A 26,679-nucleotide genomic window follows, 5' to 3' on the forward strand; every position below is an offset into this window, starting at 1 on the left:
AACGTGCAGGCAAAAAGAATGCTACCACAAGTAACTATCAATTTTGGCAACATCATAATAAACCTATTGAACTTTGGAGTGAAGCAGTTATAAAGCAAAAAATAGATTATATTCATAATAACCCAATAGAAACTGGTTTTGTTACCGATCCGACACATTGGAAATATAGTAGTGCTAGAAACTTCCATGAAGATCATAACGTATTGAATATTGATCATTCTGGATTTTTAAGGTAAAAATCATATAACAAATGCTAACTCTTGACGCCACTAGCAAATGCTAGCGGTAGCGGGGGAGATGTAAGTAACGCTATATGTAAAAAAATAGAATGCTGAAGAATAGAATTGTGATATGTTTTTTTTGAACAAAAAAACAAGATATTTGTATTAATAGATAGACTATAACACCTAATAAACCACAACAAATATAAAATATATGACACTTTTGCCAGGATATATACTACTAATAGTAGCTGTGATTTTTATGATAGTTGGTATAAGACATTTGAGAAGATTGTATCGTATGATCAAAAAAGGTACAATGGTAGATGCCAAAATCATAGATTATGTAGAGCATTATATGGGAGATGATGACCTTAAGTACTTTCCAAAAGTTACTTTCAAGACTAAGAAAGGAAAAAGCATTACAACACGATTGGAAACTGGATATGGACCTAGTGCACGAAAGAAAGAGATTGGTTCTACCGTAAAAGTATTATATACTATGGATGAGTCAGGACATTACGATGTATTACCCTCGCTTCGAGGATGGAAATGGTTTGGGTATGGTTATATGATCTTTGGGCTTATCTTTTTGATATGGGGGCTTTGGACAGTATATGTAGGAATTTTGGAGTTGGAAGTAATAGAGGAGAGAAGGAGAGATGGGGTAAATTTTTGGTGATTAAAAATCACCTGCAGGCGCTAGTATAAGCTCCCGCTAGTTTTCAAAACTAGTGGCGGTACAGCTTGGCAGCATATCAGTAAGCGATAAGAGTAAGAAAATATAGTAGCAAGAACCACGATTTATTTTTTATAATAGATTGTGGTTTTGTTTTTTTATAAAGTTTTAAGTTTAGCAGCTTTAAGGAAGTTGTCCAGCGCATATAGGATACCGTTTTTATCTTCTATGGGCAGACTATCAATATCCTGTAAACGTTTAAGCATTGTAGGGTCTTTAAGGAGTTCTGCATTTTTGTTTTCTCCAAGTAAATAGCCAACGGTAGTATCTAATAGTTTAGCTAGTTTTACAGCAGCTTCGATACTGGGTGTCATTTTAAGAGACATATGTCCAAAAAAGTGATAGAAGCCATTGAAGCAAATCCACAAGAAAGTAGAAAAGAATGGCTACTGTGGATATTTAGACGTGCAGGCAAAAAGAATGCTACCACAAGTAACTATCAATTTTGACAACATCATAATAAACCTATTGAACTTTGGAGTGAAGCAGTTATAAAGCAAAAAATAGATTATATTCATAATAACCCAATAGAAACTGGTTTTGTTACCGATTCGACATATTGGAAATATAGTAGAGCTAGAAACTTCCATGAAGATCATAATGTATTGAATAGTGATCATTCTGGATTTTTAAGGTAAAAATTGTATAACTAATGTTAACTCTTGACGCCACTAGCAAATGCTAGCGGTAGCGGAGTATTCAAAGGGGGGCTGAAAAAGTAAGGAAGATGAATAAAAAAAGAGCTGAGAACAACTATGTTCTCAGCTCTTTTTATTCCAGTAGATTAAAAGTATAAATGGTATTAGTTTCCCTGATACCGCTAGCATTTGCTAGTGGCGGCAAAGATTGGAAGGGTTTGAGTAAGCAGGTTCAAGTAAAAAATAAAATCAAAAACAGTCATGTTTGTAAAAAATGTGACTGTTTTTTCTATTTTAGACGTATGAGCAGAAACTACAAATTTCATAATAAAAAAGGTTTATACTTTGTCAGTTTTGCTACGGTCAATTGGATAGATGTTTTTACAAGACAGGTCTATTTTGATGTATTGGCAGATAGTGTAAGCTATTGCAGAAAACACAAAGGTTTTGAATTATACTGTTATTGCTTTATGCCGAGCCATATACACTTTATTTTTCGTTCCACAAATGATCAGCCATCAGAGTTACTTAGAGATTTTAAGCGACATACGTCCAAAAAAGTGATAGAAGCCATTGAAGCAAATCCACAAGAAAGTAGAAAAAAATGGCTACTGTGGATGTTTAGACGTGCAGGCAAAAAGAATGCTACCACAAGTAGCTATCAATTTTGGCAACATCATAATAAACCTATTGAACTTTGGAGTGAAGCAGTTATAAAGCAAAAAATAGATTATATTCATAATAACCCAATAGAAACTGGTTTTGTTACCGATCCGACACATTGGAAATATAGTAGTGCTAGAAACTTCCATGAAGATCATAACGTATTGAATATTGATCATTCTGGATTTTTAAGGTAAAAATTATATAACCAATGTTAACTCTTGACGCCACTAGCAAATGCTAGTGATAGCAGGGGGAATTACAATATCTGAGTATAAAACAAAAAAGAGGGTGATGATCAACTATTGTACAATATTTTTTTGAAACCTGTAAAGTAGGAAATGGATTATATAAAAATATAAAAAAGAACCTTTTTTTAGTGGTTTTAGCTCAGAATGAGTGCTGAAATACGTCATAAATCTCCTGTTTTTTTATGGAGAAATAAGGTGGTTTCTGGTCTGTATTCAAAGGGAATTTTCCAGAAAAAGTATATAGAAGTAGCCTTCGAACTCGTTCCGAACAATAGAGAAAGCAATAGAAACCGATTTTGTTTTATGAGGTAAGCATACCAGAATCAAAGTCGTACAACTGCTACTTTTTCTACAGCAATAAGAGAGATTGGGGAAAGATCCGGAATGGTAGGATTATTCATGGTACGGCTATCATCTTCCAGTGTGGTAAATGTATAGACCGGATTTGTTCCCGGGTTGCTATCGATCATATTAATGACGACAGTACTTCTCCCAGAGTAGGTACTACTATTATCCAAGAATTTTTCGCTTCCTTCTCCTATTTGAACACCATTTCTGAATACTCTGACATGAGGTAGTGGCCAGTGATTTCCGGTATTATTGGCTACTGCCATAAGATTGATTTTTACATGATCCGGAGTACCGGTATAAGTAATGGTACTGGGAGCGGCAAAAGTCCACCCTGTATCGCTTCTGGTTTGAGTAACATCCAGGGTAGCATTGCTGTGAATGTCTGCATCATCTACCTGCCCAGCCCAGATAAAAGATTGATCGACCAGTATGGTCGAAGTCGTCGTTACAGTTCCGGTATTTCCGATTTGTTGCCAGTTGGTTCCGTCACTTTGCAACCACAAAATACTGCTTCTTGGAACCGTCGTCTGAGCAGTATTGTTCGCATCCCGATAGCTGCTGATTGCCTGGGTAGTAGCTGTGGTGTTTTTGATTACATAAATACGACCGTTGACAGTATTCGCAGCAGGAAGGGTAGTACTGAGGGTGGTCGTAATAATCACTGTGTGATGATCTTCGGTCAGTGTAATATTGGTTGTAGGAGTGACAATCGAGGTAGCTACGGATCCTGCGACTTGTAGGGTAGAATTAGGCAGCGTTCCTGTATTAATTCCTACCCGGGGTTTGGCAGTGAGGGCATTGGCACTTCCCTGAATGCGCATTAATTCTTTTTTGGTTCTATCCCGGTAATCATACCGCTTAAAAATAAATGGTTCAGCCCCATCATCCCCGATAATAAATTCTAGTTCTCCATTGTTGGATACTCCGTTAGAGCCTACCTCAAAAAAGTCTGTACCGGCAGCACTTCCCTTTAGCCGGAAGTTCCCATCACTATTGGTAAAAAACATAGGTTTGTAAAAAGAAGCTGCATTGGCTTGAAATTGTAAGGCAGAAACACCATTATTCCCTTTTACATACGTAAGATATTGATCGGGATCATCATAGTCTTCAAATGCTTGTTCCAGTCCCAGTGTTTGCCGCCTTCCAAATTCCAGGATGCTGATATTATTGGATCGGATATCCATCGCAATATCATCCTGTGTTCCCAGAAAAGAGGTCGAAGCAATGCCATTATTTCCATCAATTAACCAGTTGTCATTCGTAGTAGATACCCAGTTGGTCCCATCGAATATATAGATCTTTTTGGTTTCTATATTGTACAATAAAGAACCTTCTGCGGCACCAGTAATCCCATTCATTTCCACAGTGGTGGCAGTAGTGGGCAATCCCATAACAGAATTCGCGTCAATTTGCGCAGTTGCCGAAAATGTGTAAAACACAAATACAGCCAGTACATATATTTTTATAGCTGATATAGAGTAATTCCTATTCAAAAATACGGATAAGGAGGAAAGTGATAGCATATGGTTGATTACAAATGGGTTATTGGGTTGATGTTAAGTTACTGAATTCTTCAGACTTTTGAAAATTACGGATTTACCTTTGTATCGTTTTTTTTGTAAAAAAAATGAATTTTTCCCTTTTTCAGCACAGAAAATAAGTCCTCACTGACGATTAATAAGTGAGGGGGGATAGTTTCAGCAGATTGTTGTCTATTTGTATACAACGGTTCCCCGAGTATTAAGCGGTACAGGGCTACCCCTCCGAAAAGGAGATTCATTACATACGTTTTAAAATGCTTCGGCAATCCGTGTCGAATATTTATAATAGTTCCCTTTGGATGCCTCATCAGCTTGCTGCGAGGGAGTTAACTACTTTGTATATCTGTATCGGGATGGATAGGGAATAGTACTGTTGACGAACACAAGAATTGACCGTTTTTGCTATAGCACATTTCGGTTTTATATCAATACTAAACAATAATATATTATGAAGCACTATTACAAACCATCAGGGAAGTTTTCGATTTTGTCGATTCTCTATTTTTTGATACTGTCGGTAACGGCATTTCCGATATTAGGTGTTATATATGCCTACTGTATCCGGTACATTCCATTTGTGTACATCAATTTTTTAATTGCTGCCGGTTTTGGTTTCGGGCTTGGTTTATTGATAAATATTGTGGTGATTAATAAAGGAAAGAACCGAAATCCGGGAGTATCAGCGGTGTTGGGGACACTAGGAGGAGCAGTTGCATTATATGTACATTGGGCGGTATGGGTGCAGTTAGTGATTGCAGATGGAACTCCTGATGCAGGAATGGGGCAATTATTCACTTTGGTAACTGATCCGGGAATGCTGGGAGAATGGATTGCAAAAATAAATGAAGTAGGTACCTGGGGCATTAGAAACAATGCAGTACATGGCACTTTCTTATCAGTTATTTGGGGAATAGAAGCACTGATTGTTATAGGAATTAGTACGTTGATATCATTTCCGAGAGCCAAACAGCCTTTTTGCGAACAGGATGGTGTATGGTTTGAAGAAACTGTATTGCCGACATTGAATTATATAGGCGATGCCCCAAAAATGGTTGCCGAATTGGAAAAAGGGACAGTTACCGCTTTTGATGAGATAAGTCTGGCAGCGACGGAGGAAAAAGATCACAGTGTAATTACGGTGTATGCTTCTAAGCGGGGAGATTGTTATGTAACTGTACTAAATAAGAAAGCAAAAATAACAGATAAAGGAAAGATAGAACATACAGATGAAGCCGTGGTTTCTTATATCAGACTTAATCAATCATTAAAGGAACAGCTATTGAAATTTCAAAGCCATACAACCACTTCCTAATTATTATAGGTAGTCGGGGGAATTATGGCATATATTGGGGGTGAGGTTGAAGCGGGGGAGACCCCGCTTTTTTTATGATTTTTTTAAAAAGATTAACGAAAGTCTAACAGTTCATCGTGTCAGGAGACCGCTTTGCATTGCGTCTAACCGCGGTATTAACCTAAAACGATGTTAGTATGTTACACAAATCAAAACAAAAGTGGCTGGTATTGATGGGAGTTGTTTTTCCATGTATATGCATAGCACAAACAACAATTAGTGGTTTTTTTTCTAAAAAAGAACAACTTACCGTAGCGAGTAGTTACACCTACAAATTTTATGAACGTTATTATAGCGGAACCCGATTGACAGAGAGGAACCCCCCGGGTTTTGACCGGATTTCCTCTACGCTGGTTTCACTATATGGAGAATACGGACTTACGGATTGGTTATCCTTCACGGCTACATTGCCTTATATCAGTATAGGGAGTGAAGGAGGAGCCTTAGACCCTTATCAGCAAAAAGATCGGATAGAAGGGCTCCAGGATCTCGGTTTTTTTGCAAAAGCCAGGGTTGCCAATGTTTATTTTACAAACGGAGCCTCCCTACAGGCAGGAGTAGCTGCCGGAACCTTTCTCCCGGTAGGGGATTATGAAGGAAGAGGATTGTTATCACTGGGGACCAAGGCGACAACTATGGATGGAATAGGAGTGCTACAGTTTACCACCTCCTTTCGCTTATTTGCAGAGGTGCAGGCAGGGTATAGTTATCGTTATCATAAGGAATACACCGTGCCAGATGCCTTCTTGTGGAGTGCAAAACTAGGGTATTACAACCGTTTCTTTTATACCCATGCAAAAATAGGAGTGCAACAATCCGTTTCGGGTTATGATATCGGGTCTCCGCAGTACCAGGAGGCAGGTCCCGATGGATTGCCTGAAACCCGGGTGAATTATACCAATCTCTCCTTCGATCTGTATATACCTGTATATAAACAAATACTGGGGGTCTCCTCAGGATATAGTACGACAATTGATGGTCGGAATATGAATAAAGAACGCTATTTTTCCTTTGGATTGGTCTATAAACAAGGCTAGTGTTTATGTTTAAGGGGGGTAGTGCAAAAGAGATTTGTACAGTAGTAAAGGCATCATAGGTAAGTGTTGTTTCATATCGTAGTAGAAACCATCACGGGGCAAACTCATGAGGCATTCGCTGGAAACAAATTTTTTAATTTCAAGCTTAGCCTAGGGGATTATCCCCTTTAGCGATGCCAATAAAGTGATTGAAGGAGAATCTTGTAAATGCCTGATGTCTTTTTCATAAAAAAGCTTACTTTTGCGTATTCTACGTACAGTATCTAAGTAAACTATGATTGATAAATTAAATATCGTGAAGCAACGGTTCGATGAGGTGAATGATTTAATCATTCAGCCGGATGTGATTGCGGATCAGAAAAGATATATTAAATTAAATAAAGAGTATAAAGATCTTAAAGCCTTGATGGAGGAGCGGGATCGATATATCGAACTTACGGATAACCTGAAAGAGGCAGAGGAAATAATTGATGACGGGAGTGATGCGGAGATGGTGGAAATGGCAAAACTTCAGTTAGAAGAGGCCAAAGAAGAATTACCGGCATTGGAAGAAAAAATCCGGATGATGTTGGTGCCAAAAGACCCTGAGGATGCGAAGAACTGTGTGGTAGAAATTCGTGCAGGTGCCGGAGGAGATGAGGCGAGTATTTTTGCAGGAGATCTATTCCGTATGTATACCAAGTTTTGTGAAAGCAAAGGATGGACAACCAGTGTGGTAGATCTGAATGAAGGAACCAGTGGAGGATATAAGGAGATTATCTTCGAGGTGAATGGAGAAGATGTATATGGAACCCTGAAGTTTGAAGCAGGAGTACACCGGGTACAACGAGTGCCTCAGACAGAAACTCAGGGGCGGGTACATACCAGTGCTGCTTCTGTTATTGTATTGCCAGAAGCCGAAGAGTTTGATGTAGAGCTGGATATGCAGGAAGTACGTATCGAACGTACGACTTCTACCGGTCCAGGAGGGCAGTCGGTAAATACGACATATTCTGCGATTAAATTACACCACGAGCCTACCGGTATGATTGTCAGTTGTCAGGATCAGAAATCCTCACATAAAAACCTGGAAAAAGCCCTGAAAGTACTTCGATCCAGATTGTATGAGATGGAATTAGCAAAGAAACAGGCAGCAGATTCTGAAAAGCGAAAGAGCATGGTTTCTTCCGGAGACCGATCTGCGAAGATCAGAACCTATAACTATCCGCAGGGAAGAGTGACGGAGCACCGTATCGGTCTTACGTTATACGATCTGGGGAATATCATTGATGGAGATATCCATAAGATCATAGAAGAATTGCAATTAGTAGCAAATACAGAAAAATTAAAAGAATCCAGTGATTTGTTCTAATTAATAGCATACCCATTTTCTACAGAAAGAAAATGATATGAGTATATAAAAAACCAATTCTTTTTAGAATTGGTTTTTTTAGTATTGAAGTGGTTTAAACTTTTTTGATTTAAGTGAAAAGTAGTGGTTTTGTGTTCAGATGAAGTAATTTTTTAGCTGTATAGCAGAGCTACGGAAGTCAAAAACTTCATTGTATATAATCTAACCTTGTCGCTGATAGGAACTCCTCTTTAGGTAGCATCTATTAATAGGTTATCAGCCATGAAGTATTCCCTAAGTAAATTTTAAATACTCCCGTACTGGGAAATATATTTATGATCATTTCCTTAGAGCTATTCATATGATCGCAATCACAGGATGGGACTGGAAATTAATCGGTTGCTTTTTGCGGTCTGAAAATAAAGTATAATCCGGCAATAATAAATGGAATACTCAGCCATTGCCCGGTAGATAAGATATCTCCAAAAGCGTCTTCGAATCCTCCCTGACTTTTCTTTACATACTCTACGATAAATCGCACTACCCATATAAGGATGAGGTACATACCAAATAAGAATCCTCGATGGTTTCTTTTGTTGGTTTTCCAGTAAAGATACCATAGGATAAGAGATACAAATATATATCCGAATGCTTCGTATAATTGAGCGGGATGTCGATATGGAATTGCTTCCAGCAGTTCAGCAAACTTAGGGTTTTCTACTACTGCTGCATAGGCTTTATTAATGTGTTTGATACCGGTTTCTCTGACAACTTCATTTTTAGACAATCCGTCCCGAACAAACTTAACACCAAAGGCAGAAGTGGTCGGTTCTCCAATGATCTCCGAATTAAAGAAGTTTCCGATACGAACAAAAATTCCTCCAAAAGCAGCAGGAATCGTTACTCTGTCCAAAATCCATAAGGGATGCTTTTTTAGTACTTTCTTAGCGTAGTAGTACATCGCAATAATAAAGGCGATAGCAGCTCCGTGACTGGCAAGTCCCTGAAAACCGACAAAACTAAAAGAAGGATCAAACCGGAAGGGAAGAAAAATCTCCATAAGATTATTCTTGTAATAATCCCAGTCATAAAAAATCACATGACCTAGTCGTGCACCAATCAGGGTTCCTAATACCGCATAGATAAATACAGCATCCAGTTTTTCCATGCTGATGTTTTCCCGAATGTATATTTTTTTCATCAAATACCATCCGACGGAGAAGGCAACAACAAACATAAGGCTGTAAAATCGTATCATAAAGAAACCGAGGTCGATCCCTTCGGCAGGGTTCCAGATAATTGTAGTAAAGGTCATTTTGGACTAAAAAGTTTTTTCTAAGGGTAAATATACTTATTTATATGTACTCGAATGATAAAATCAAGTTAACACTTTGGTTTATCGTCTTTGGGCTCAGGAACGGGATCATAGCCACTGCCACCCCAGGGATGACAACTAAAAATCCGTTTTACAGAAAGCCAGCTTCCTCTAAAGACACCGTGTTTTTGCAATGCTTCTATAGTGTATTGAGAACAGGTAGGGTGGTACCGACAGGTAGCAGGAGTCAACGGGGAAATAAATTTTTGATAGCCCCTTACCAATACAATGAATGGCAAGGCGGCTATTTTTTTTATGGAAGTCCTGGCAGCCAAAATACAGATTAATTAAGGGAGAAAGTAGTGCCTTCTCTTCCGTCTTTTAACTGGATTCCAATAGCTTGTAATTCGTCCCGGATTTTATCACTGGTCGCAAAGTCCTTATTAGCTCTGGCTTCTGCCCGTAACTGAATTAGTAATTCGACAGCCCCGGATAATTTATCACTGGTATCAGAAGAGGTTTCATTGATATCAGCCAATCCTAATACATCAAAGACAAAATCATGCAGGGTTTTGGTTAGTAAAGCTAAATCAGCGGCACTAATAGTGGCTTTCTGTTCCTTGACCGTATTGATGAATTTAACCGCTTCAAATAATTTGGCAATAAGAATAGGACTGTTAAAATCATCATTCATGGCGTTATAACATTCCTGTCTCCATTCGGAAACATCAAATGTACTGGTCGCCTTGGCAGGGGTGATTCCTTTGAGCGAATGTATTGCGTCAAATAATTTATAGAATCCTTTTTCAGAAGCTTCCAAGGCATCGTTCGAAAAGTCCAGAATACTTCTGTAATGTGCCTGAAGCATAAAAAAGCGTGCTACAGCTGGCGGGAATGTCTTTTTAAGCAAGGGGCTTCCTCCTGCAAAAATCTCCGCAGGAGAAATGATGTTTCCTGTAGATTTTGACATTTTTTTTCCGTTTAGTGTCAGCATATTGGCATGCATCCAGTAATTAACAGGTGATTTTCCGCAAGCGGCTTCTCCCTGGGCAATCTCACATTCGTGGTGTGGGAATTTGAGATCCATTCCTCCTCCGTGAATATCAAATTGCTCTCCCAGATATTTAGAACTCATAACAGTACACTCCAGATGCCATCCCGGGAAACCATCACTCCAGGGAGATGGCCATCGCATGATATGCTCAGGTTCTGCTTTTTTCCACAACGCAAAATCCTGTGGGTTTTTCTTATCAGATTGTGCTGTTAGTTCTCTGGTATTGGCAATCATATCCTCCAGGTTACGACCGCTTAGTTTTCCGTAGTCATTGGTTTCATTGAACTTAACTACATCAAAATAGACAGATCCGTTAGAGACATAGGCATATCCATTGTCTATAATGGTCTTGATAATCTCGATTTGCTCGACAATATGCCCGGTGGCAGTAGGTTCTATACTTGGAGGAACCGTATTGAATTTAGCCAGGATGTTATGAAAGTCCAGCGTATATCGCTGTACAATCTCCATAGGCTCCAATTGTTCCAGCCGCGCTTTTTTGGCGACTTTGTCTTCTCCTACGTCCGCATCGCTCTCCAGATGTCCTGCATCTGTAATATTTCTCACATATCGTACTTTATACTCTAAATGTTTCAGGTATCTGAAAACAAGATCAAAAGAGATAAATGTGCGACAATTACCCAAATGTACATTGCTGTATACTGTAGGACCACAAACATACATTCCTACATATCCTTCTGTAATGGATTGGAATGTTTCTTTCTGACCTGAAAGTGAATTGTAGATCTTTAATTCTTGATTTTTGTACAATGGATGTATTGCCATGATTGATGCGTAATTTTGTGTTTTTACAAGTTAAATATAGTATTAAAAAGTTGTGTCTAATCTGATGTAATCCAAAAATTCCTGACGTACTGCTTTTTCTTTGAACTTACCTCCGAATTCACTAGTTACCGTACTGCTTTCGATATCTCTGATTCCTCTGGAGTTTACGCAGAGATGTTTGGCATCGATTACACAGGCTACATCTTTGGTTCCCAGTACTTCCTGTAAGTCCTGAACAATCTGCATAGTCATTCGCTCCTGTACCTGTGGTCGCTTTGCATAATAATCCACAATGCGATTCATTTTGGATAGACCAACGACAGTACCGTTAGAAATATAAGCCACATGTGCTCTTCCTACGATAGGTAGTAAGTGGTGCTCACAGGTAGAATACACGGTTATATTTTTTTCAACAAGCATTTCCCCATACTTATAGGAATTATCAAAAGTTGAAGCTTTTGGTTTATTCTTAGGATTGAGTCCGGAAAAAATCTCTTTAACGAACATCTTAGCAACCCGCTTGGGAGTTCCCTGAAGGCTGTCATCCGTAAGATCCAATCCCAACGTTTCCATAATGTGTTTTACATCTTTCTGGATAAGGGTAATCTTTTCATCATCACTCAGTTTAAAGGCGTCTTCTCTAAGAGGAGTTGTAGCACTGGTTCCGATATGATCGTCTCCTAATGCATCTATTGCTTCAAGGGCCTTGTCTATTTTCACACGTTTAGATTTTATAATTATAAAATAAAGAACGGCTGATTCATATCATTGTGCCGTTGTTTGATTGTACTCGATTATCGAGATTTAAATGCTTCGAGGCATGCCTCGAAATTAAAATTTAATACCTCATGCACTAGCATCGAGGTAGTTTACCGCTTATGTTTTCTATATAAGGAAATCATAAATCGTAAAAGCTCTTTTTGTTTTCTTTCGCTAAAAAGAATATTTATTCTAATTTGCGCACGTTTAACATCATTCTTATTTTATAGAGAAATATTCTTAAAAAAAAGGACACTTATGTTAAAAGTGGGTGCAAAGATACAATTTTGTCGTTTTAGATAATAAAAGCTATCCAAACATTATTAATAAAGTATTCTTAAATCTATAGAGAATAGTATCTTTACAAATAAGATTCCTATGAATAATAACATTTTTACTTCAGTATATTGATTATGAATAAACTATTGCCTCAAATTTCCCTCTACCTACTCATCGCTTTTATGTCTTGCCTGCATACCTCTTATGGTCAAGACGGACTTCCCTGTACGTTATCTACTCCTTTTTGTTCTGATCAGGCACAGGAACTGACTTTTGACAATACTGTCGGAGTGGAAAGCCTGGGAGAAATAGGTTGTTTGAATACCACTCCTAATCCTGCCTGGTTTTTTTTAAGAGTGGATCAGGGAGGGACGCTGGAATTTGATATTGTACAGTGGGTAGACGAAAACGATAACAGCCGCCTGGATAGAAACGAACGCCAGTTAGATGTGGATTTTATTGCCTGGGGACCGTTTACAACTTCTTTTGTGAATTGTGATGTCTTAGCTACAGGTTGTGATAATAACGGAGATGGAGACGGAAGACCTGCAGAATGTGTAAATAATGTAGACGAACCTTTTTATTATCTGGATAATGAGGATAATACGAACATCGTCGATTGTAGCTATTCCAGGACAGAAGCGGTGGAAAAATTAACTATTCTAAATGCACAGCCCAGAGAATACTACATTATTCTAATTACCAATTTTGCCAATGAATCAGGGAAAATACAACTACAGCAAACCAATCTTGGAGAAGAGAATTCCGGGACTACAGACTGTACAATATTAGAGCCGGGATTGGGACCTGATATCGCTACCTGTGGGGTTGTTCCAGTGATGCTCGAAGGCTTTTTTGAAGGGGCAGTGAGTTATCAGTGGTTTGTTTTTCACGAACCGACAGATTCTTTTCAGCCTGTTCCGGGAGCAACCATTCCTGTGTATGAAGCCCCAGGACCGGGCACATATAGACTCGAAGCCAGAGATGGTAGCGGTGCTGTTGTGGGAACAGATGATATTAATGTGAATGACGTGACCAATGCTTTGATATCTGTGGGGTATTCCATCGCAGAAGAATCTTTTGCCGGGAGTTATACCATTACTGCAGAGCCTCAGGTGACAGTGGGAGAAATAAGTGATTACGAATTTAGTATTAATGGAGGCGAGTACCAGTCATCTCCTGTTTTTACTAATGTGCCTCCGGGAGATCATGTGATTACAGGGCGACATATACAAGGATGTAGTGAAAGGGATTCTGAAACCATTATTATTTTAGGATATCCTAAGTATTTTACACCTAATGGAGATGGGTTTCACGATACCTGGCACTTAATTAATATCGAGGATCAGACCACGGCCTTGATTTATATTTTTGACCGGCATGGGAAATTGCTCAAGCAATTACGACCCAATGGAGCAGGGTGGGATGGTACCTATAATGGAAGCTTGATGCCTTCTTCTGATTATTGGTTCCGGGTAGAATTTAATGAACCCAGAGATCCTAATAATAGAAGGAGAGTGTTTAAATCCAGTTTTTCTCTAATACGATAAAATAAAAAAATCCCTTCCCGAATATACTCAGGAAGGGATTTTTGATATGCGCTGTTTTGTCGTTCTAAATTTTTAAATTCAAACTAACTGTGATATTGTTTCGGTAACTATTGATCTGAGCACTGTTCTGGAAGGCAGATCCAGGATAGAACTGTTCTTCTCTTTCCTGTTCAGAATAATCGTAAGCAACATCCAGTCTTATTTTTCCAAAATTATATCCTGTTCCCAGAGAGAATCCTTTTCGCTCTCCTAATATCTGATCGTTTTTATAAGGGCTTTGTTCTAGGAACATTCCTCCTCTGAAGCTCCAGTTATGATGGCGCATTTCTCCTCCTAATCGTGCAGTAGATGCTCCTTGCAGCATGTTGGAAATTTCGTTATTCTGTTCCCGGTAGTCTACACGGTTGTCAGAACTGAACTTTATAGAGCTGTAATCTTTATAGGAATAGTCAAAACTGAGAAGCCCTTTTTTGCCAAATAATAAGGCAATACTTCCTGTGGCTTTTCCGGGTGTTCTAAGTTCGTATTCCGGATATACATTTATAATATCAGGAGCGACGACGAATCGTCCGTCTGTATCGCTAATAGTAACTACGCGCTGGGTAGTTTCTTCATTAATATTATACCAGGTAGGGGATTGGTATGAAGCCCCTACACGCACCATTTTTGATACTTTGGCAATCCCTCCAAGCTGAAAAGAAATACCGGCGCCGGTAGTCGATAGCTTGTTAGAGAAACTAATGTCGTTAATAAAGCTTCCTGTATTTTGATTTTGCTCTCTGAAATTGGTAAAACGGTCAAAGCTGATAAAATGAGTACTGATATTAGCTCCAAGGAAAAATTTATCATTGATTTGCATTGCTCCGTTAAAAGAAAACTTCCCATTGAGTCCAGTTGTCTCATAGGTAAAATCCTGATCAAAGGTTCCACTGGCTACATTAGAGGAGTACGCAGTGCTATTCGGATCATCCGGGTTATCGGATTCGATAATTAGAGATTCAAAACCTAAAAAAGCTTGTTGTGCACTATAGCTTTCATTTTGTCCCAGGTAGCGATATAGACCGCTAACAGATTCGTTGTTTTGTACTGTAAGGAGATCCAGAGGAAGTCCTTGCGCTTCTGTCAGGAAATACTGATCAATAGAATTGTTGCTCTGACCAGAAACAAAGAACTGGTCAGCATTATCAGCCGTTTGATCATATGCCATCCCAAAGGTGACTTTGTTGATTGGTCCTGAGGCAGTATTATTAAACACAAAAACAGCTCCAATCTGATTGAAATTCAGGTTTTTTTCAGATTCATCTTGTTGTATTCCGTTATAAATGGCTTCGTTGTAGATACGATCAGCTCCAATGGTTAAGCTGGCAGAGGAGTTGAGAAATACCGCTGAAGCAGCCGGGTTTATTTGTAATGATGAGATATCACCTCCCAGAGCTCCAAAAGCGCCGCTCATCGCTCGGAAACGAGCAGTCCCTTTAATATTGTCATTAGAGTATCGGAGTGCATCATTGATGTCCTGAGCGTTCGCTATGGACATAGAAAGGATACTTATGAATAAAAGTAATTTTTTCATATCAATTTATATGCTATTTAAATTTTTAAAACAATTTTTGCTTTCATTGCTCGGGGTAGAAGCAGGTAACGCTTAGGGAATCCCTCAACATGCAGAACACAATATAGGTTTGCATGTTGATGCTCAGCCCTGATAGAGGATATTACCCTCTGGATCTCGATCTGCTTCCTCCTCCAGAACGACCACTGCTGCTTCTCGAAGAAGACCTGGAGTAACTTCTGCTTCCTGAGCTGGATCTGGATCGGGAAGGAGAATATCCTCTGCTGCCACTAGACCTGGATCTGGAAGGCGAATAGCTTCTGCTTCTGGAAGAACCGGAAGAGTAATTTCTGCTTCTGGAGCTGTTACCGCGGGTTCCGTAGTTAGAGGTTCTGGATCTGGTGGATCTTCCGTTATAGTTAGAAGAACGGCTTCTGGAACCACTATAAGTATTACTTCTGCTACGGGTACCGCTATATCTGGAAGTACTTCTACTTCGGTTATACCCTCTGGAGTAGGCATTTCTACCCAAAGCGTTGTATCGTCCTACATAAGCTCCTCTGGCACCTCTGTGAAAAGCGTACCCATATCTGGATCTAAAGAAAGGACGGTAATATGGACCGTAGAATCTGTTATAAGGGAAAAAGTTATAGGAGAAGCCCCAACCCCAGTTCGGACCCCATCCCCAGTTCCATCCCCAATTGTATGGACCGTAGAAAGAGTTCCATCCATATCCATACCAGGGATCGTAAAACCCGATGCCTCCCCAGAATGGATTATAAAACCCACCGGTGTTAATTATGTTTACAGATACATTATCATGTGTGCTGCCCCAGGATGGTTGACTCGCATGATATTGTAGTCCTGTTACTGTTGTATCGATTTCTGTCGTTCCGTTAATGCTGGCATAATCATCCACTTCGGTAAAAATAGCTCCAGGACCGTCTATGTTTTCATACTGCGCAGATTTTGCAGAGAAATAACTGGCATATTTGTTATTAGCGGCTGCGCCAGAAGTCTGGGCAGGAGTCGTGTTTCTGGAAGGGATAGTTTCGGTATTTGTTTGACTTCTTGTGTCATTATAGATACCATCATCATCATAGGATGCATATTGATAAGAACCACAGGATGTCAACATAAGAAGAGCGGCTGCCAGGAAAAACCCTAGCACATGATGTTTCTGAAAATAATTTTTAAGTCGCATATCTCCGTATTTTATTGTTGAACAGTACAAATTTAGTTAGTTTTGTCCTAACTAATTTTTATTTAACACAGGCACAACATTTGTGCCAAATAATAGCATATGGGTAAAAATCTAACAAAACGAAGTGAAGATTATTCAAAATGGTATAATGAACTGGTTGTCAAAGCTGATCTGGCGGAGAATTCAGCTGTACGCGGATGTATGGTTATAAAACCCTACGGGTACGCTATCTGGGAGAAAATGCAAGCAGAGTTAGATAGAAAATTTAAAGAAACCGGGCATCAAAATGCCTATTTTCCTCTTTTTGTACCTAAAAGTCTATTCGAAGCTGAAGAAAAAAATGCGGAAGGTTTTGCCAAAGAATGTGCAGTGGTTACACATTATAGGTTAAAGACAGATCCAGAGGATGCTTCCAAGCTAATTGTAGATCCTAATGCAAAACTGGAAGAGGAATTAATTGTACGTCCTACTTCAGAAGCAATTATATGGAATACCTATAAGGGGTGGATTCAATCTTATAGGGATCTGCCTATATTAGTTAACCAGTGGGCAAATGTTGTTCGATGGGAAATGCGAACGAGATTGTTTTTGAGAACAGCGGAATTTTTATGGCAGGAAGGACATACGGCTCATGAAACACGGGAGGAAGCGATAGCAGAAACAACACAAATGAATGATGTGTATGCAGATTTTGTAGAAAACTTTATGGCGATCCCTGTTGTTAGAGGAAGAAAAACAGAGAGTGAGCGATTTGCAGGGGCAGAAGATACATATTGTATCGAAGCACTTATGCAGGATGGAAAAGCTTTGCAAGCCGGAACTTCTCATTTTCTGGGGCAGAATTTTGCCAAAGCTTTTGATGTAAAATTTACTTCCAAAGAAGGGAAGCAAGATTATGTTTGGGCAACTTCATGGGGAGTGTCGACTCGCTTGATGGGAGCATTGATTATGACACATAGTGATGATAATGGGTTGGTGTTACCACCAAATCTGGCTCCTGTGCAGGTAGTTATCGTACCTATATATAAAGGACAGGAACAATTAGATGAGATATCAACGGTAGTAGATAGTTTAGTGAAAGAACTGAGAGCTAAAGGAATTTCTGTGAAGTTTGATAATCGGGATACGCACAGACCGGGAGCGAAGTTTGCTCAATACGAATTGCAGGGAGTACCTGTACGAATTGCTATCGGACCAAAAGACCTGGAAAAAGGAACAGTAGAGGTCGCCAGAAGAGATACCTTGAGTAAATCTATTGTTGCCAAAGAAGAGGTGGTAGCAACAGTTGCAGATCTGCTGAACGAAATACAGGAGAATTTACATCAAAAAGCTCGTACGTATCGCGATGAACATATAACAGAAGTGGACTCCTTCGAAGCGTTTAAAGAAGTGTTAGAAAACAAAGGAGGATTTGTGTCTGCTCATTGGGATGGGACAATAGAAACCGAGCAAAAAATCAAAGAAATCACAAAGGCAACTATTCGTTGTATTCCTTTTGATGCAAAGGAAGAGGAAGGGATTTGTGTGTATAGTGGAAAAAAATCAAATGTTAGAGTGCTGTTTGCCAAGGCGTACTGATTTTTTTTAGAAAAAAAACAAAATAATACTTGGCGAATTAAAAAATAGTCGTATTTTTGCATCCGCAATTGAGCAAGTATTATGGCCCGTTCGTCTATCGGCTAGGACGCCAGGTTTTCATCCTGGTAAGAGGGGTTCGATTCCCCTACGGGCTACAAGTCATAAAAAGTTGCAAAATTAAATAGAAACCTATAAGTTTGCAGCGAAATTGAAACGGAAATAATGGCCCGTTCGTCTATCGGCTAGGACGCCAGGTTTTCATCCTGGTAAGAGGGGTTCGATTCCCCTACGGGCTACAAATTTTTATAATAAGAAATTTAACGAGAAGAGAGATGGCAAACCATAAGTCAGCATTAAAAAGAATCAGAAATAGCGAAACAAAACGCTTAAGAAATAAATATCAGCATAAAACGACTCGTAATGCAATTAAAAAATTACGTGCAGCTGATAAGAGTGAAGCTGAGAAGTTATTTCCTTCTGTGGTTTCTATGATTGATAAGTTAGCAAAGAGAAATATTATTCATAATAATAAAGCAGCTAACTTAAAATCTCAATTAGCAAAACACGTAGCAGCTCTTTAAGAAAAGTTTCTACATATAATATAAAGAAAACTCTCCTTATTTCAAGGAGAGTTTTTTTATGTTTATTTTTTAACAAAATGGAATCTGTAAGGTGATGAAAATTCTATATATTAGGTTTGTTATTAACTAATAAACCACTTAGGAGGAGTTTCGGAATTACAAAAAGCTTCTCAGAGGATAATTCATACCTGTACATGAAAAAAATAATTGTTGCAGCTTCTTTATTGATACTAGTAGCGTGTAAAAATCAAACAGCAGAGGTTTCTGTAGCGCCTTCGGTAGATGATGTAAAAGAAACAAAAAGCCCTATAGAAGGTACCTGGAAAATGGTGTATGGGGAAATAAGAGAAAAAGATTCACTTCAAATCAAAGATTTATCTAATACGAGTTTTATTAAAATTATTAATGCATCTCATTTTGCTTTTTTTAACCAAAATACCTCAGGGGAGGCTAATTTTTATGGAGGAGGGGGGACATATGAGCTCAATGGGGATGCGTATGCAGAAACCTTGTCGTATACTTCTGTAGATGGTGTCAGGGGGCATCGGTTTCCTTTTACGGTAGAATTTAAAGGGGATACATTGATTCAGTACGGATTGGAAGAGGTAAAAAAGGCAAATATAAAACGTCATATCGTAGAGAAATATATAAGGATTGAGTAGAGGGATCGATTATCCAAAAAAATTAATCGAAGGGATTGTGTCATTGTTTTTTAATTTCTCATAGATATAAGCAGCTGTGGCGATATCTTGTATTGCGGTTCCTGTAGAGTCATAGATGAAAATTTCTTTAGCATTGGTGCGTCCTTTTTTCTTGTTTATTAAAAGTTCTCCTAGCTCGCAATAGATGTCATCCGGAGAGATGATGTTTTGTTGTATTGCGTGTTGTGATTCGCCTACTGTGATTACTTGATTTTTGATATCAGCAACAATTTTTGCAGTTTTCATGAGTTTAGGATCCAGTTCGCTCTTGCCTGGGCTGTCAGCTCCTACTGCTCCAATAAAAGTTCCTGGTTGTATCCACTTTCTGGATATAAAAGGTGTTGTCGAAGGGGTGCAGGTGATGATGATATTACTATTGAGACAAAGGTCTTCTATAGAGGTAGTTGTGATAGGGTGCTGTACTTTGGATTTTAAGGAATCAGCAAATTTAGTCGCCTTTTCAGGATTCCTGCCACTGACCGTTATTGTTTCGACCTTAATATTTTCTATTAACATTAGTAGTTGAGCTGCTGCCTGATTTCCATATCCGATAACTCCGAGATGGATCGGGGCATCTGGTTTTAGGTATTTAGCAGCGATAGTGGTTGCGGCAGCTGTCCTCATTGTGGAAATTGTCGTAGATTCGAAAATGGCCAGGGGGTATGCATTAGAAGCGTTACTGAGGTAGATAATTCCTAAGATGTTAGGAAGGTTGAACTTTTTGGAATTACTAAAGAATCCTCCGTTGCATTTCAGACCGTAGTAAGGTGTCTGGTCTAAAAGCCCTCCTGTTTTTATATGGTATTCCCCTTCAGGAGCATCGGCATGAATCAGATCTGTTTTAATAATGTGATGTGATGCATGTAGGATATGTGCTTTTTCTACCGCCTGTATGTAATCTTGTGAAGTAAGTAGATTTTCGAATGAAGATCGGTTGAATAATAATGTTTTATCTGGTCTCATAATCTTTCGATGGTTTTTTGTGAATTAGTGATGTATTTTTTCATAGAGTTGGCAGTCATACATGCGTGGACAGGTAGGATATGTATAAGTTGTCCGATGTTGTATTGGGAGATATCCTGTTCCGGTACAGCAATGATTCCATGTTCTTGGGATATGCTTTTTAGGTAGGTGTCTGGGATACATCGGGTCGGTGTATTTGTAGTGGGATCGATGATCAGACCGTATATTTTTTTATCCTCTTCGAGAATAAGGTAGTCTTTGGAGAAATGAACGCCTCCACCATAAATGAGAATTTCATTTTTTTCGGGATGAATGGCTACTATAGGGCACACCATGGTTACTGCAATTTCATTGATGGTATTTGACCCTATATAGTGTTGGGTTAGGTCGTAAAAAACAAAGTTGCCAGGTCTGATTTCATCAATACCATTAAAATTATCAGAAACACTACAACTGGGAGTGTCTCCATAGGAGAGAATAAGATCTGGATATAGGGTAGAGAATTGTTTTTTTAATGGAGTGAACAAGGATAGTGCTTTTTCGTGTACGTCGATGATTTCTTGTTTGGACCGGCATTGATAGGTGTGACCTGCATGGGCGAGAAATCCTTTGAATGTTAAAAGAGAAGAGGCGTTGCTGGCCTTGAGAATATTGTTGATTTTATCGGTATGATGTGGTGAAACACCTGTCCTGTTGTATCCGACATCGATTTTTATAAAGAAGTTAACTGGGGATTGTAAGTGTGCTTCCAGAAATGATACGGTATCTATGGATTCTATTAAAATGTTAAGTGTTATTGTACGGGCAAGCTGATTGATTTGTTTTATTTCTAAGATATTGACAGGAAAGGCAACTGTAATATCATTCCAGTCCTTAGAAAAGTACATGGCCATATCAAGGGAGGATACGGTTATTTTTTTTACTCCGAATGCTTTAAACCAGTTTCCTATTTCAATAGATTGGTGTGTTTTGAAATGAGGGCGAAAAATAAGCTGCTGTTTTTCAGCTTTTAATGCCATTTTTCTGATGTTTTTCTGACATTTTTCTTTATCTATTAATAAAGTGGGTTTGGTGATCATGGCATGTGTTTTACGTTAAAATATAAATATCTTAATATTGAGATACTTTATGTCAATAGTAAGCTATTTATCTCAATATTGAAATAAAATGGCTACTTTTATTTTTGAAAACAGAAAATATGAATAAAAAAATAAGGGAGGAGTCTGTCGATTTGTTGGATCGATTGGTGAGTGACTGGAAAAGAGAATGTCCTGAATTGGATGTGGATCCTATGGAGATTGTTGGAAGAATTCTTCATTTGGGGAAAATCTTAGAAAAAAGAGCGGGAGATTCACTGAAGGATAGTGGTGTTTTTTATACAGATTTAGATGTATTAGCGACTTTGAGAAGGTCTGGAGAGCCGTATGAGTTATCTCCGACTGAGCTAAGAAAATCGGTATTGATTACATCAGGAGCGATGACTGCTTTGTTAGATCGATTAGAAAAAAAAGAATTGATATATCGAAGACCTAGTGAAAAAGATGGTCGGGTTTTTATTGCTGGATTGACTAAGGAAGGGGTTGTTGCGATCGAAGAAGTGATTGCGCATCGGTTTGAGGAGGCAAAATCTTCCATTGCAGTATTTGATGAGTCAGAACAAGAGATGTTGGCTGGGTTGTTGAAAAAGATGATGTTGTTTTTGGAGCCTTCATGACTTTGGCTTGTTTTTTTCTTCGATCCATCTGCTCATATATTCGTTGCTTTTCATGGTGTGGTGTAGTAGCATGGCACCAGTGAAGTTTTGGTTTCTATGTGTTTTTATGTCGGCTGCGATTTGGTTGATTTGATTGATAATGGTATGTCTAAATGCACTTTCCTGAAATCGGGTATTGATGATTTCGATACCATTCTGCTGGGATTGCTCCCAGATATTTTTATGGGTGTAAAGATAGATAGCTGCCTGGGCTAATTTTTCAGGGGTATCAGTTATAAACCCATTCCAATCTGCTTCTCCCTGCATTCCTTCGGCTCCGATAACGGTGGTGATACTGGGAGTTCCGTATCGCATTGCATCGATAAGTTTTCCTTTGATACCGGCACCAAATTGTAAAGGGGCCAGGCATACTCTTGCTTTTCCCATGACATCTGCAGCATTTTTTGCCCATCCTTTAATTAGGAAACCAGAAGAGGGATGATGTAATTGTAAGGCTTTTTCAGGAGGGTAGGAGCCGTAAATATGAAGCGCTGCATCTGGTAATTTTGCACGGATAGCGGGCCATATTTTTTCTTTGAGGTAGCGAATGCTGTTCCAGTTTGGGGTATGCCTGAAATTGCCAATCGTTATAAAATGCTTTCTGTGATCATACGATGCCCAGCTGTTTTTTGTCTCCCGGTTAATCTCAGGATATGTTAAAGGGTAGTAGCATAATTGATTTTCAGGAATTAGAAATGTATTTTTTAGTAGATCTATTTCATGTTCTGAAATAATAAGAGAACAGTCGCTTCTGTGGATACTGGCGAGTTCTCGTTTGGTGTATTCACTGGACAGGAGTAATTGTGGTGTGTGTGGGATATTTTTTTTAAAGGCTTCTTCCCTTGTTTTTCTGAGAGAATGCAGGTCTTCTGTATTTAGGATTCGAATAGCATCAGGAGTATGCATTGCTACGCGCCAACCAAATTGTTCTTCTGTCATAAAACGATCGAAGACAACGATGTCTGGTTGAAGATTCTTGATAAAATCATCGAATGAGGTGTCGTTAATAGCAATTTGTTGTTTGGTTACCCCTATGTGATCAAGATCAAACATATACTCACTTTCTGAAGCAGCACTGGCAAAGGTAATGGTGTACTCCTGTTGTAGGTTGTTTATGAGTTGTATCATATGGCTTCCTGCTGCAGAAGAATTAGGCTCGGGCCATACAAATCCAATGATTAGTGCTTTTTTCATATCGTTTAAAGTTGAGCAGATTGTTTATAAGAGCTAAGGGAAAACGTAGTTTTTGTACTATTTTACTCGATAATCGAAATGTAAATACCTAGAGGGATTTAATTAATATAGTGCTTATTTTAAATTTTAAGACTTGATCTGTAAGTGTGGGCTTACGTGACAACTTTTTTAAAGGTTTGTATAAAAAAAGCCTCAGTAAAAACTGAGGCGCTATGATCGTAATGCTGTTGGCTTATAATTTAGCAAATATAGCCTGCATTTTTTCTTTTTCTTCTCTCGCGAGTTCCGGATCTACTAAGATTCTACCACTGTGTTCATCCGTGATGATTTTTTTTCTTGTAGCAATTTCCATTTGCACCTGAGGAGGGATCGTGAAAAAAGATCCACCAGAAGCCCCTCTTTCGATGGGTACTACTGCTAATCCGTTCTTAACATTTTTACGGATTCTGTGATATGCGGTAATAAGTCTTTCTTCTATGTCTCTTTGATAGTCAGAAGACTTAGCGATCAGTGCTTGTTCTTCTTTTTCCGTCTCGGCAAGAATCGCATCTAGTTCTCCTTTTTTATGAGCTAAGTGCGCTTCTCTATCAGTAACTTTTTCTTTTGTTTGCTTGATGATTTCGTTTTTCTGAACGATTTGCGCTTTAAATTCTTTAATGTGCTTTTCTGATAATTGAATTTCTAATTCCTGAAATTCGATTTCCTTACTTAGGGCATTATACTCACGGTTATTTCGAACATTTTTTTGCTGCTCTCCGTATTTTTTTATCAAAGCTTTTGCTTCTTCAATCAGATTTTTCTTGTTCTTGATATTTTCATCAATAGTGTCAAGATCCGTGTTTAGCTTGTCTAGTCTCTTATTTAATCCGGCTACTTCATCCTCAAGATCTTCAACTTCCAATGGTAGTTCACCACGTACGTTACGAATCTCATCCACTCTGGAGTCAATTAATTGCAGGTCATATAGTGCTCTTAATTTTTGCTCAACAGTAATTTCTTTCTTTGCCATGTTTTATAAATATTGAATAGGATTGGTATTTTTATCCGATAAAATGATTGCAAAATTACTGATTTTTTTTCTAAGATAGCTAACAATTAGGTTTTTTGTGTATTGTTCGCTTTCATAATGGCCAATATCAGCAATAATTAATCGATTTTCGGCTTCATAAAATTGATGATATTTCAGATCTGAGGTGATAAAAATATCAGCATTGTTTTGTATTGCATTTTTTATAGCAAAGCTGCCACTTCCTCCCAGAACGGCAACTTTTTTTATGGGTTTTCCTAATAAAGCAGAGTGTTTGATACAGCCTGTTTTAAACGTTTTTTTTATCAGTCGAAGGAATTCTTTTTCTTCCATTTCTTCTTCCAGTTCTCCTATCATTCCCATTCCTATATGTTGATTTGTATTTTCCAGTGTGGTAACCTCATAGGCTACCTCTTCATAAGAATGATGTGTGAATAGCGCTTTTAGAACACGACTTTGAGTATGTTTGGGAAAGGTTACCTGAATTTGTGTTTCGGTTTCTGTGTGGGTTTCTCCTTTTTTGCCAATGGTAGGAGATGCTTTGTCAGAAGGTCTGAAGGTGCCTTTTCCTTCTGTAGAAAAACTGCAATGGTCATAATTCCCGATGCTACCGGCACCTGCTTCAAAAAGTTTGTTGCGTATATGCTGAGCTTCTGCTACTGGAGCAAAAGTAGTCAGTTTCTTTATAGTGTTATGCTGAGGAATAAGAATTTTTCTATTGAGTAAGTTTAATTGCTCACAGATCATATCGTTTACCCCGTGAAAAGAATTGTCCAAAGCAGTATGAATGGCAAAAATGGCAATGTCATGTTTAATAGCTTTCATAACTACCCGCTCTACGTAGGTAGTGCCGTTAAATTTTTTGATTCCTTTGAAGACAATTGGGTGAAAGCTGATAATGAGATTGCAATTGTTTTCGATAGCCTCATCTACAATATGCTCTAAAGTATCCAGAGTGACCAGTATGCCTGTTACAGTTGTGTTTTTATTTCCTACCAGCAGCCCTACATTGTCAAAATCTTCTGCGTACGAAATAGGTGCTAGTTCTTCAAGGTGTTGTATAACCTCTTTTATTTGCATTGATAATTTTTTTAGTGAAAACAATGTAAAAAAACTTTTGTCAATAATCAAAGGTTGTTCGCTTATTTAGTTCTCTGGTATAAAATATTTACTTTCGCTGTAAAGATGCGTATTTGAGTTTATGTGTTTTTGATAATTCTGAGGATCTATAACTATGAATGTATTAAGAAAGTTACTATTGCCGATTGTTCCGTTTTATTATGTTATTACCTGGGTGCGTAATAAATTATATGATATAGGGGTTTTTACTGCTGTTTCCTATGATTTTCCGGTAATAGCTGTAGGGAATCTCAGTGTAGGAGGTACAGGAAAATCACCAATGGTTGAATATCTTGTGGACTTGCTTAAAGATTCATTACAGGTAGCTACCTTGAGTAGAGGGTATAAGCGAAAGACTTCGGGTTTTCAGTTGGTGACTGTAAATGCGACAGCGGAGGAAGTAGGGGATGAGCCATTGCAGTTCAAAACAAAGTTCGAAGAAGTATTGGTTGCTGTTGATGCGGATAGAAGAAATGGTATTTCCAGTTTGAGGAAGATGGATCCAAGACCGGAATTAATTTTGCTGGACGATGCGTATCAGCATAGAAAGGTGAAAGCAGGGTTTTATATTTTATTGACTGCGTATTATGATTTATATCTGGATGATATTGTATTGCCAACAGGAAGCTTACGAGAGCCGATTTCGGGAGTAAACAGAGCAAATATGATTGTTGTGACCAAGTGCCCGAAAGCGCTGACAATTGACGAACAACAAGTAATCGAAAGGCGAATGAGGCTACGACCAGATCAGCAACTTTTCTTTGCGACTATTGCATATCAACATTCGATAGTCTCCGGAGAAAAGTCTGTTTTGCTGGAGGAGTTGAAAGATACATCGTTTACACTAGTTACCGGAATAGCGAATCCTGCACCTCTGGTAGCGCACTATGAGCGTATGGGATTAAAGTTTGTACATAAAAAATTCCCGGATCACCATAATTTTACAGATAAAGAAATAGCTGCCTTAAAACAAGAAACTCTCCTTGTTACTACAGAAAAAGATTATATGCGATTAAAAGGGAGTTTTGAAAAGGGGCAGTTGTGGTATCAGCCAATTCAGATGGAGCTATTGGGAAATAAGGAACATTTTGAAAAAGAGATTATAGACTATGCGAAAAAAAAATGAGACTTTGTTAGAAGTC

General features: G+C 38.5%; 25 protein-coding genes, 2 tRNA genes and 1 pseudogene. 15 read left to right on the forward strand and 13 right to left on the reverse strand.

Features of this window, described 5'->3' with window-relative positions:
* Positions 1–236, forward strand: a pseudogene (locus ACFSTE_RS14905) (transposase); the annotation flags it as partial.
* Between the two features lie 199 nt (positions 237–435).
* Positions 436–903 carry a DUF3592 domain-containing protein gene (locus ACFSTE_RS14910; RefSeq protein WP_378253671.1) on the forward strand — a complete coding sequence of 156 codons (468 nt, stop codon included), beginning with the start codon at positions 436–438 and terminating at the stop codon, positions 901–903.
* 155 nt (positions 904–1,058) lie between these two features.
* Here the strand turns inward: ACFSTE_RS14910 and ACFSTE_RS14915 are convergent, their stop codons facing one another.
* Positions 1,059–1,274 (reverse strand): hypothetical protein, encoded by a 216-nt coding sequence (locus tag ACFSTE_RS14915; RefSeq protein ID WP_378253672.1) that lies wholly within the window; start codon positions 1,272–1,274, stop codon positions 1,059–1,061.
* A gap of 12 nt (positions 1,275–1,286) precedes the next feature.
* Between ACFSTE_RS14915 and ACFSTE_RS14920 the strand changes: the two genes are divergently transcribed.
* Together ACFSTE_RS14920 and ACFSTE_RS14925 are read left to right on the forward strand one after the other, a co-directional pair.
* Positions 1,287–1,409 (forward strand): hypothetical protein, encoded by a 123-nt coding sequence (locus ACFSTE_RS14920; RefSeq protein WP_378253674.1) that lies wholly within the window; start codon positions 1,287–1,289, stop codon positions 1,407–1,409.
* 491 nt (positions 1,410–1,900) lie between these two features.
* Positions 1,901–2,458: an REP-associated tyrosine transposase gene (locus ACFSTE_RS14925; RefSeq protein ID WP_378253676.1), complete on the forward strand. Its 558-nt coding sequence runs from the start codon at positions 1,901–1,903 to the stop codon at positions 2,456–2,458.
* 377 nt (positions 2,459–2,835) lie between these two features.
* Here ACFSTE_RS14925 and ACFSTE_RS14930 read toward each other — a convergent pair whose 3' ends face one another.
* Complete coding sequence (locus ACFSTE_RS14930) at positions 2,836–4,386, reverse strand: hypothetical protein (RefSeq protein ID WP_378253680.1); 1,551 nt, start codon at positions 4,384–4,386, stop codon at positions 2,836–2,838.
* A 466-nt stretch (positions 4,387–4,852) separates the two neighbouring features.
* On the opposite strand from ACFSTE_RS14930, the gene ACFSTE_RS14935 reads away from it, so the two are divergent.
* From ACFSTE_RS14935 to prfA, 3 genes are all read left to right on the forward strand, one after another.
* Entirely contained in the window at positions 4,853–5,716 is an 864-nt protein-coding gene (locus ACFSTE_RS14935; RefSeq protein ID WP_378253682.1) for a hypothetical protein, read from the forward strand.
* Positions 5,717–5,892: 176 nt separating this feature from the next.
* A complete protein-coding gene (locus tag ACFSTE_RS14940; protein WP_378253684.1) occupies positions 5,893–6,792 on the forward strand; it encodes a hypothetical protein in 900 nt (299 codons plus the stop codon).
* A 274-nt stretch (positions 6,793–7,066) separates the two neighbouring features.
* On the forward strand, positions 7,067–8,143 hold the full coding sequence (gene prfA / locus ACFSTE_RS14945; RefSeq protein WP_176027038.1) for a peptide chain release factor 1: 1,077 nt from the start codon (positions 7,067–7,069) through the stop codon (positions 8,141–8,143).
* Between the two features lie 370 nt (positions 8,144–8,513).
* On the opposite strand, the gene lgt is transcribed toward prfA, so the two are convergent.
* The 4 genes from lgt to folE form a co-directional block, all read right to left on the reverse strand.
* A complete protein-coding gene (gene lgt / locus ACFSTE_RS14950; protein WP_176027037.1) occupies positions 8,514–9,437 on the reverse strand; it encodes a prolipoprotein diacylglyceryl transferase in 924 nt (307 codons plus the stop codon).
* Between the two features lie 68 nt (positions 9,438–9,505).
* Positions 9,506–9,754 (reverse strand): membrane protein insertion efficiency factor YidD, encoded by a 249-nt coding sequence (yidD, locus tag ACFSTE_RS14955; protein WP_176031008.1) that lies wholly within the window; start codon positions 9,752–9,754, stop codon positions 9,506–9,508.
* Between the two features lie 26 nt (positions 9,755–9,780).
* Complete coding sequence (gene cysS / locus ACFSTE_RS14960; RefSeq protein ID WP_176027036.1) at positions 9,781–11,277, reverse strand: cysteine--tRNA ligase; 1,497 nt, start codon at positions 11,275–11,277, stop codon at positions 9,781–9,783.
* Between the two features lie 42 nt (positions 11,278–11,319).
* The gene (gene folE / locus ACFSTE_RS14965) at positions 11,320–11,997 is read right to left on the reverse strand and encodes a GTP cyclohydrolase I FolE (RefSeq protein WP_176027035.1); all 678 of its coding nucleotides are present in this window, start codon (positions 11,995–11,997) and stop codon (positions 11,320–11,322) included.
* Between the two features lie 452 nt (positions 11,998–12,449).
* Here folE and ACFSTE_RS14970 point away from each other — a divergent pair, with 452 nt between their 5' ends.
* A complete protein-coding gene (locus ACFSTE_RS14970) occupies positions 12,450–13,865 on the forward strand; it encodes a T9SS type B sorting domain-containing protein (RefSeq protein WP_176027034.1) in 1,416 nt (471 codons plus the stop codon).
* Between the two features lie 64 nt (positions 13,866–13,929).
* Here the strand turns inward: ACFSTE_RS14970 and ACFSTE_RS14975 are convergent, their stop codons facing one another.
* Positions 13,930–15,438: an OmpP1/FadL family transporter gene (locus ACFSTE_RS14975; RefSeq protein WP_176027033.1), complete on the reverse strand. Its 1,509-nt coding sequence runs from the start codon at positions 15,436–15,438 to the stop codon at positions 13,930–13,932.
* A gap of 142 nt (positions 15,439–15,580) precedes the next feature.
* The gene (locus tag ACFSTE_RS14980; RefSeq protein WP_176027032.1) at positions 15,581–16,621 is read right to left on the reverse strand and encodes a hypothetical protein; all 1,041 of its coding nucleotides are present in this window, start codon (positions 16,619–16,621) and stop codon (positions 15,581–15,583) included.
* 99 nt (positions 16,622–16,720) lie between these two features.
* Between ACFSTE_RS14980 and proS the strand changes: the two genes are divergently transcribed.
* The 5 genes from proS (at position 16,721) to ACFSTE_RS15005 (ending at position 19,442) form a co-directional block, all read left to right on the forward strand.
* Positions 16,721–18,199, forward strand: coding sequence for a proline--tRNA ligase (proS, locus tag ACFSTE_RS14985; protein WP_378253688.1), 1,479 nt, complete (start codon positions 16,721–16,723; stop codon positions 18,197–18,199).
* 83 nt (positions 18,200–18,282) lie between these two features.
* Positions 18,283–18,354 (forward strand) — tRNA-Glu (locus ACFSTE_RS14990).
* 69 nt (positions 18,355–18,423) lie between these two features.
* Positions 18,424–18,495, forward strand: a tRNA-Glu gene (locus ACFSTE_RS14995).
* Positions 18,496–18,531: 36 nt separating this feature from the next.
* Entirely contained in the window at positions 18,532–18,780 is a 249-nt protein-coding gene (gene rpsT, locus ACFSTE_RS15000) for a 30S ribosomal protein S20 (RefSeq protein ID WP_176027030.1), read from the forward strand.
* A 194-nt stretch (positions 18,781–18,974) separates the two neighbouring features.
* Positions 18,975–19,442: a hypothetical protein gene (locus tag ACFSTE_RS15005; RefSeq protein ID WP_378253690.1), complete on the forward strand. Its 468-nt coding sequence runs from the start codon at positions 18,975–18,977 to the stop codon at positions 19,440–19,442.
* A 9-nt stretch (positions 19,443–19,451) separates the two neighbouring features.
* Here ACFSTE_RS15005 and ACFSTE_RS15010 read toward each other — a convergent pair whose 3' ends face one another.
* Positions 19,452–20,444: an ornithine cyclodeaminase family protein gene (locus tag ACFSTE_RS15010; RefSeq protein WP_176027028.1), complete on the reverse strand. Its 993-nt coding sequence runs from the start codon at positions 20,442–20,444 to the stop codon at positions 19,452–19,454.
* Positions 20,441–21,523, reverse strand: a complete 1,083-nt coding sequence (locus tag ACFSTE_RS15015) for an alanine racemase (RefSeq protein ID WP_378253693.1) — start codon at positions 21,521–21,523, stop codon at positions 20,441–20,443. The genes ACFSTE_RS15010 and ACFSTE_RS15015 overlap by 4 nt, the downstream gene beginning before the upstream one ends.
* Before the next feature lie 119 nt (positions 21,524–21,642).
* Here ACFSTE_RS15015 and ACFSTE_RS15020 point away from each other — a divergent pair, with 119 nt between their 5' ends.
* On the forward strand, positions 21,643–22,158 hold the full coding sequence (locus ACFSTE_RS15020; protein ID WP_378253695.1) for a MarR family winged helix-turn-helix transcriptional regulator: 516 nt from the start codon (positions 21,643–21,645) through the stop codon (positions 22,156–22,158).
* Here the strand turns inward: ACFSTE_RS15020 and ACFSTE_RS15025 are convergent.
* From ACFSTE_RS15025 to ACFSTE_RS15035, 3 genes are all read right to left on the reverse strand, one after another.
* Positions 22,153–23,391: a glycosyltransferase gene (locus ACFSTE_RS15025; RefSeq protein ID WP_378253697.1), complete on the reverse strand. Its 1,239-nt coding sequence runs from the start codon at positions 23,389–23,391 to the stop codon at positions 22,153–22,155. The genes ACFSTE_RS15020 and ACFSTE_RS15025 overlap by 6 nt on opposite strands.
* Positions 23,392–23,623: 232 nt before the next feature.
* The gene (locus ACFSTE_RS15030; protein WP_176027024.1) at positions 23,624–24,400 is read right to left on the reverse strand and encodes a zinc ribbon domain-containing protein; all 777 of its coding nucleotides are present in this window, start codon (positions 24,398–24,400) and stop codon (positions 23,624–23,626) included.
* Between the two features lie 3 nt (positions 24,401–24,403).
* A complete protein-coding gene (locus tag ACFSTE_RS15035) occupies positions 24,404–25,498 on the reverse strand; it encodes a Nif3-like dinuclear metal center hexameric protein (protein ID WP_378253699.1) in 1,095 nt (364 codons plus the stop codon).
* Between the two features lie 154 nt (positions 25,499–25,652).
* Here ACFSTE_RS15035 and lpxK point away from each other — a divergent pair, with 154 nt between their 5' ends.
* Positions 25,653–26,663 (forward strand): tetraacyldisaccharide 4'-kinase, encoded by a 1,011-nt coding sequence (lpxK, locus tag ACFSTE_RS15040; protein WP_378253701.1) that lies wholly within the window; start codon positions 25,653–25,655, stop codon positions 26,661–26,663.
* Positions 26,664–26,679: the final 16 nt, after the last annotated feature.

This window comes from Aquimarina hainanensis, from assembly GCF_042684685.1.
GTDB lineage: Bacteria > Bacteroidota > Bacteroidia > Flavobacteriales > Flavobacteriaceae > Aquimarina > Aquimarina hainanensis.

What these genes read in the sequence shown, in the direction of transcription:
- ACFSTE_RS15020 (WP_378253695.1), top strand. Translation starts at nt 21,643, where the DNA reads ATGAATAAAAAAATAAGGGAGGAGTCTGTCGATTTGTTGGATCGATTG.
- ACFSTE_RS14940 (WP_378253684.1), top strand. Translation starts at nt 5,893, where the DNA reads ATGTTACACAAATCAAAACAAAAGTGGCTGGTATTGATGGGAGTTGTT.
- lgt (WP_176027037.1), bottom strand. Translation starts at nt 9,437, where the DNA reads ATGACCTTTACTACAATTATCTGGAACCCTGCCGAAGGGATCGACCTC.
- ACFSTE_RS15005 (WP_378253690.1), top strand. Translation starts at nt 18,975, where the DNA reads ATGAAAAAAATAATTGTTGCAGCTTCTTTATTGATACTAGTAGCGTGT.
- ACFSTE_RS15010 (WP_176027028.1), bottom strand. Translation starts at nt 20,444, where the DNA reads ATGAGACCAGATAAAACATTATTATTCAACCGATCTTCATTCGAAAAT.
- lpxK (WP_378253701.1), top strand. Translation starts at nt 25,653, where the DNA reads ATGAATGTATTAAGAAAGTTACTATTGCCGATTGTTCCGTTTTATTAT.
- ACFSTE_RS14910 (WP_378253671.1), top strand. Translation starts at nt 436, where the DNA reads ATGACACTTTTGCCAGGATATATACTACTAATAGTAGCTGTGATTTTT.
- proS (WP_378253688.1), top strand. Translation starts at nt 16,721, where the DNA reads ATGGGTAAAAATCTAACAAAACGAAGTGAAGATTATTCAAAATGGTAT.
- ACFSTE_RS14975 (WP_176027033.1), bottom strand. Translation starts at nt 15,438, where the DNA reads ATGAAAAAATTACTTTTATTCATAAGTATCCTTTCTATGTCCATAGCG.
- ACFSTE_RS15025 (WP_378253697.1), bottom strand. Translation starts at nt 23,391, where the DNA reads ATGAAAAAAGCACTAATCATTGGATTTGTATGGCCCGAGCCTAATTCT.
- ACFSTE_RS15030 (WP_176027024.1), bottom strand. Translation starts at nt 24,400, where the DNA reads ATGGCAAAGAAAGAAATTACTGTTGAGCAAAAATTAAGAGCACTATAT.
- prfA (WP_176027038.1), top strand. Translation starts at nt 7,067, where the DNA reads ATGATTGATAAATTAAATATCGTGAAGCAACGGTTCGATGAGGTGAAT.
- ACFSTE_RS14980 (WP_176027032.1), bottom strand. Translation starts at nt 16,621, where the DNA reads ATGCGACTTAAAAATTATTTTCAGAAACATCATGTGCTAGGGTTTTTC.
- ACFSTE_RS14930 (WP_378253680.1), bottom strand. Translation starts at nt 4,386, where the DNA reads ATGCTATCACTTTCCTCCTTATCCGTATTTTTGAATAGGAATTACTCT.
- ACFSTE_RS14920 (WP_378253674.1), top strand. Translation starts at nt 1,287, where the DNA reads ATGTCCAAAAAAGTGATAGAAGCCATTGAAGCAAATCCACAAGAAAGT.
- rpsT (WP_176027030.1), top strand. Translation starts at nt 18,532, where the DNA reads ATGGCAAACCATAAGTCAGCATTAAAAAGAATCAGAAATAGCGAAACA.
- ACFSTE_RS14925 (WP_378253676.1), top strand. Translation starts at nt 1,901, where the DNA reads ATGAGCAGAAACTACAAATTTCATAATAAAAAAGGTTTATACTTTGTC.
- ACFSTE_RS15035 (WP_378253699.1), bottom strand. Translation starts at nt 25,498, where the DNA reads ATGCAAATAAAAGAGGTTATACAACACCTTGAAGAACTAGCACCTATT.
- cysS (WP_176027036.1), bottom strand. Translation starts at nt 11,277, where the DNA reads ATGGCAATACATCCATTGTACAAAAATCAAGAATTAAAGATCTACAAT.
- ACFSTE_RS14970 (WP_176027034.1), top strand. Translation starts at nt 12,450, where the DNA reads ATGAATAAACTATTGCCTCAAATTTCCCTCTACCTACTCATCGCTTTT.
- ACFSTE_RS14915 (WP_378253672.1), bottom strand. Translation starts at nt 1,274, where the DNA reads ATGACACCCAGTATCGAAGCTGCTGTAAAACTAGCTAAACTATTAGAT.
- ACFSTE_RS14935 (WP_378253682.1), top strand. Translation starts at nt 4,853, where the DNA reads ATGAAGCACTATTACAAACCATCAGGGAAGTTTTCGATTTTGTCGATT.
- ACFSTE_RS15015 (WP_378253693.1), bottom strand. Translation starts at nt 21,523, where the DNA reads ATGATCACCAAACCCACTTTATTAATAGATAAAGAAAAATGTCAGAAA.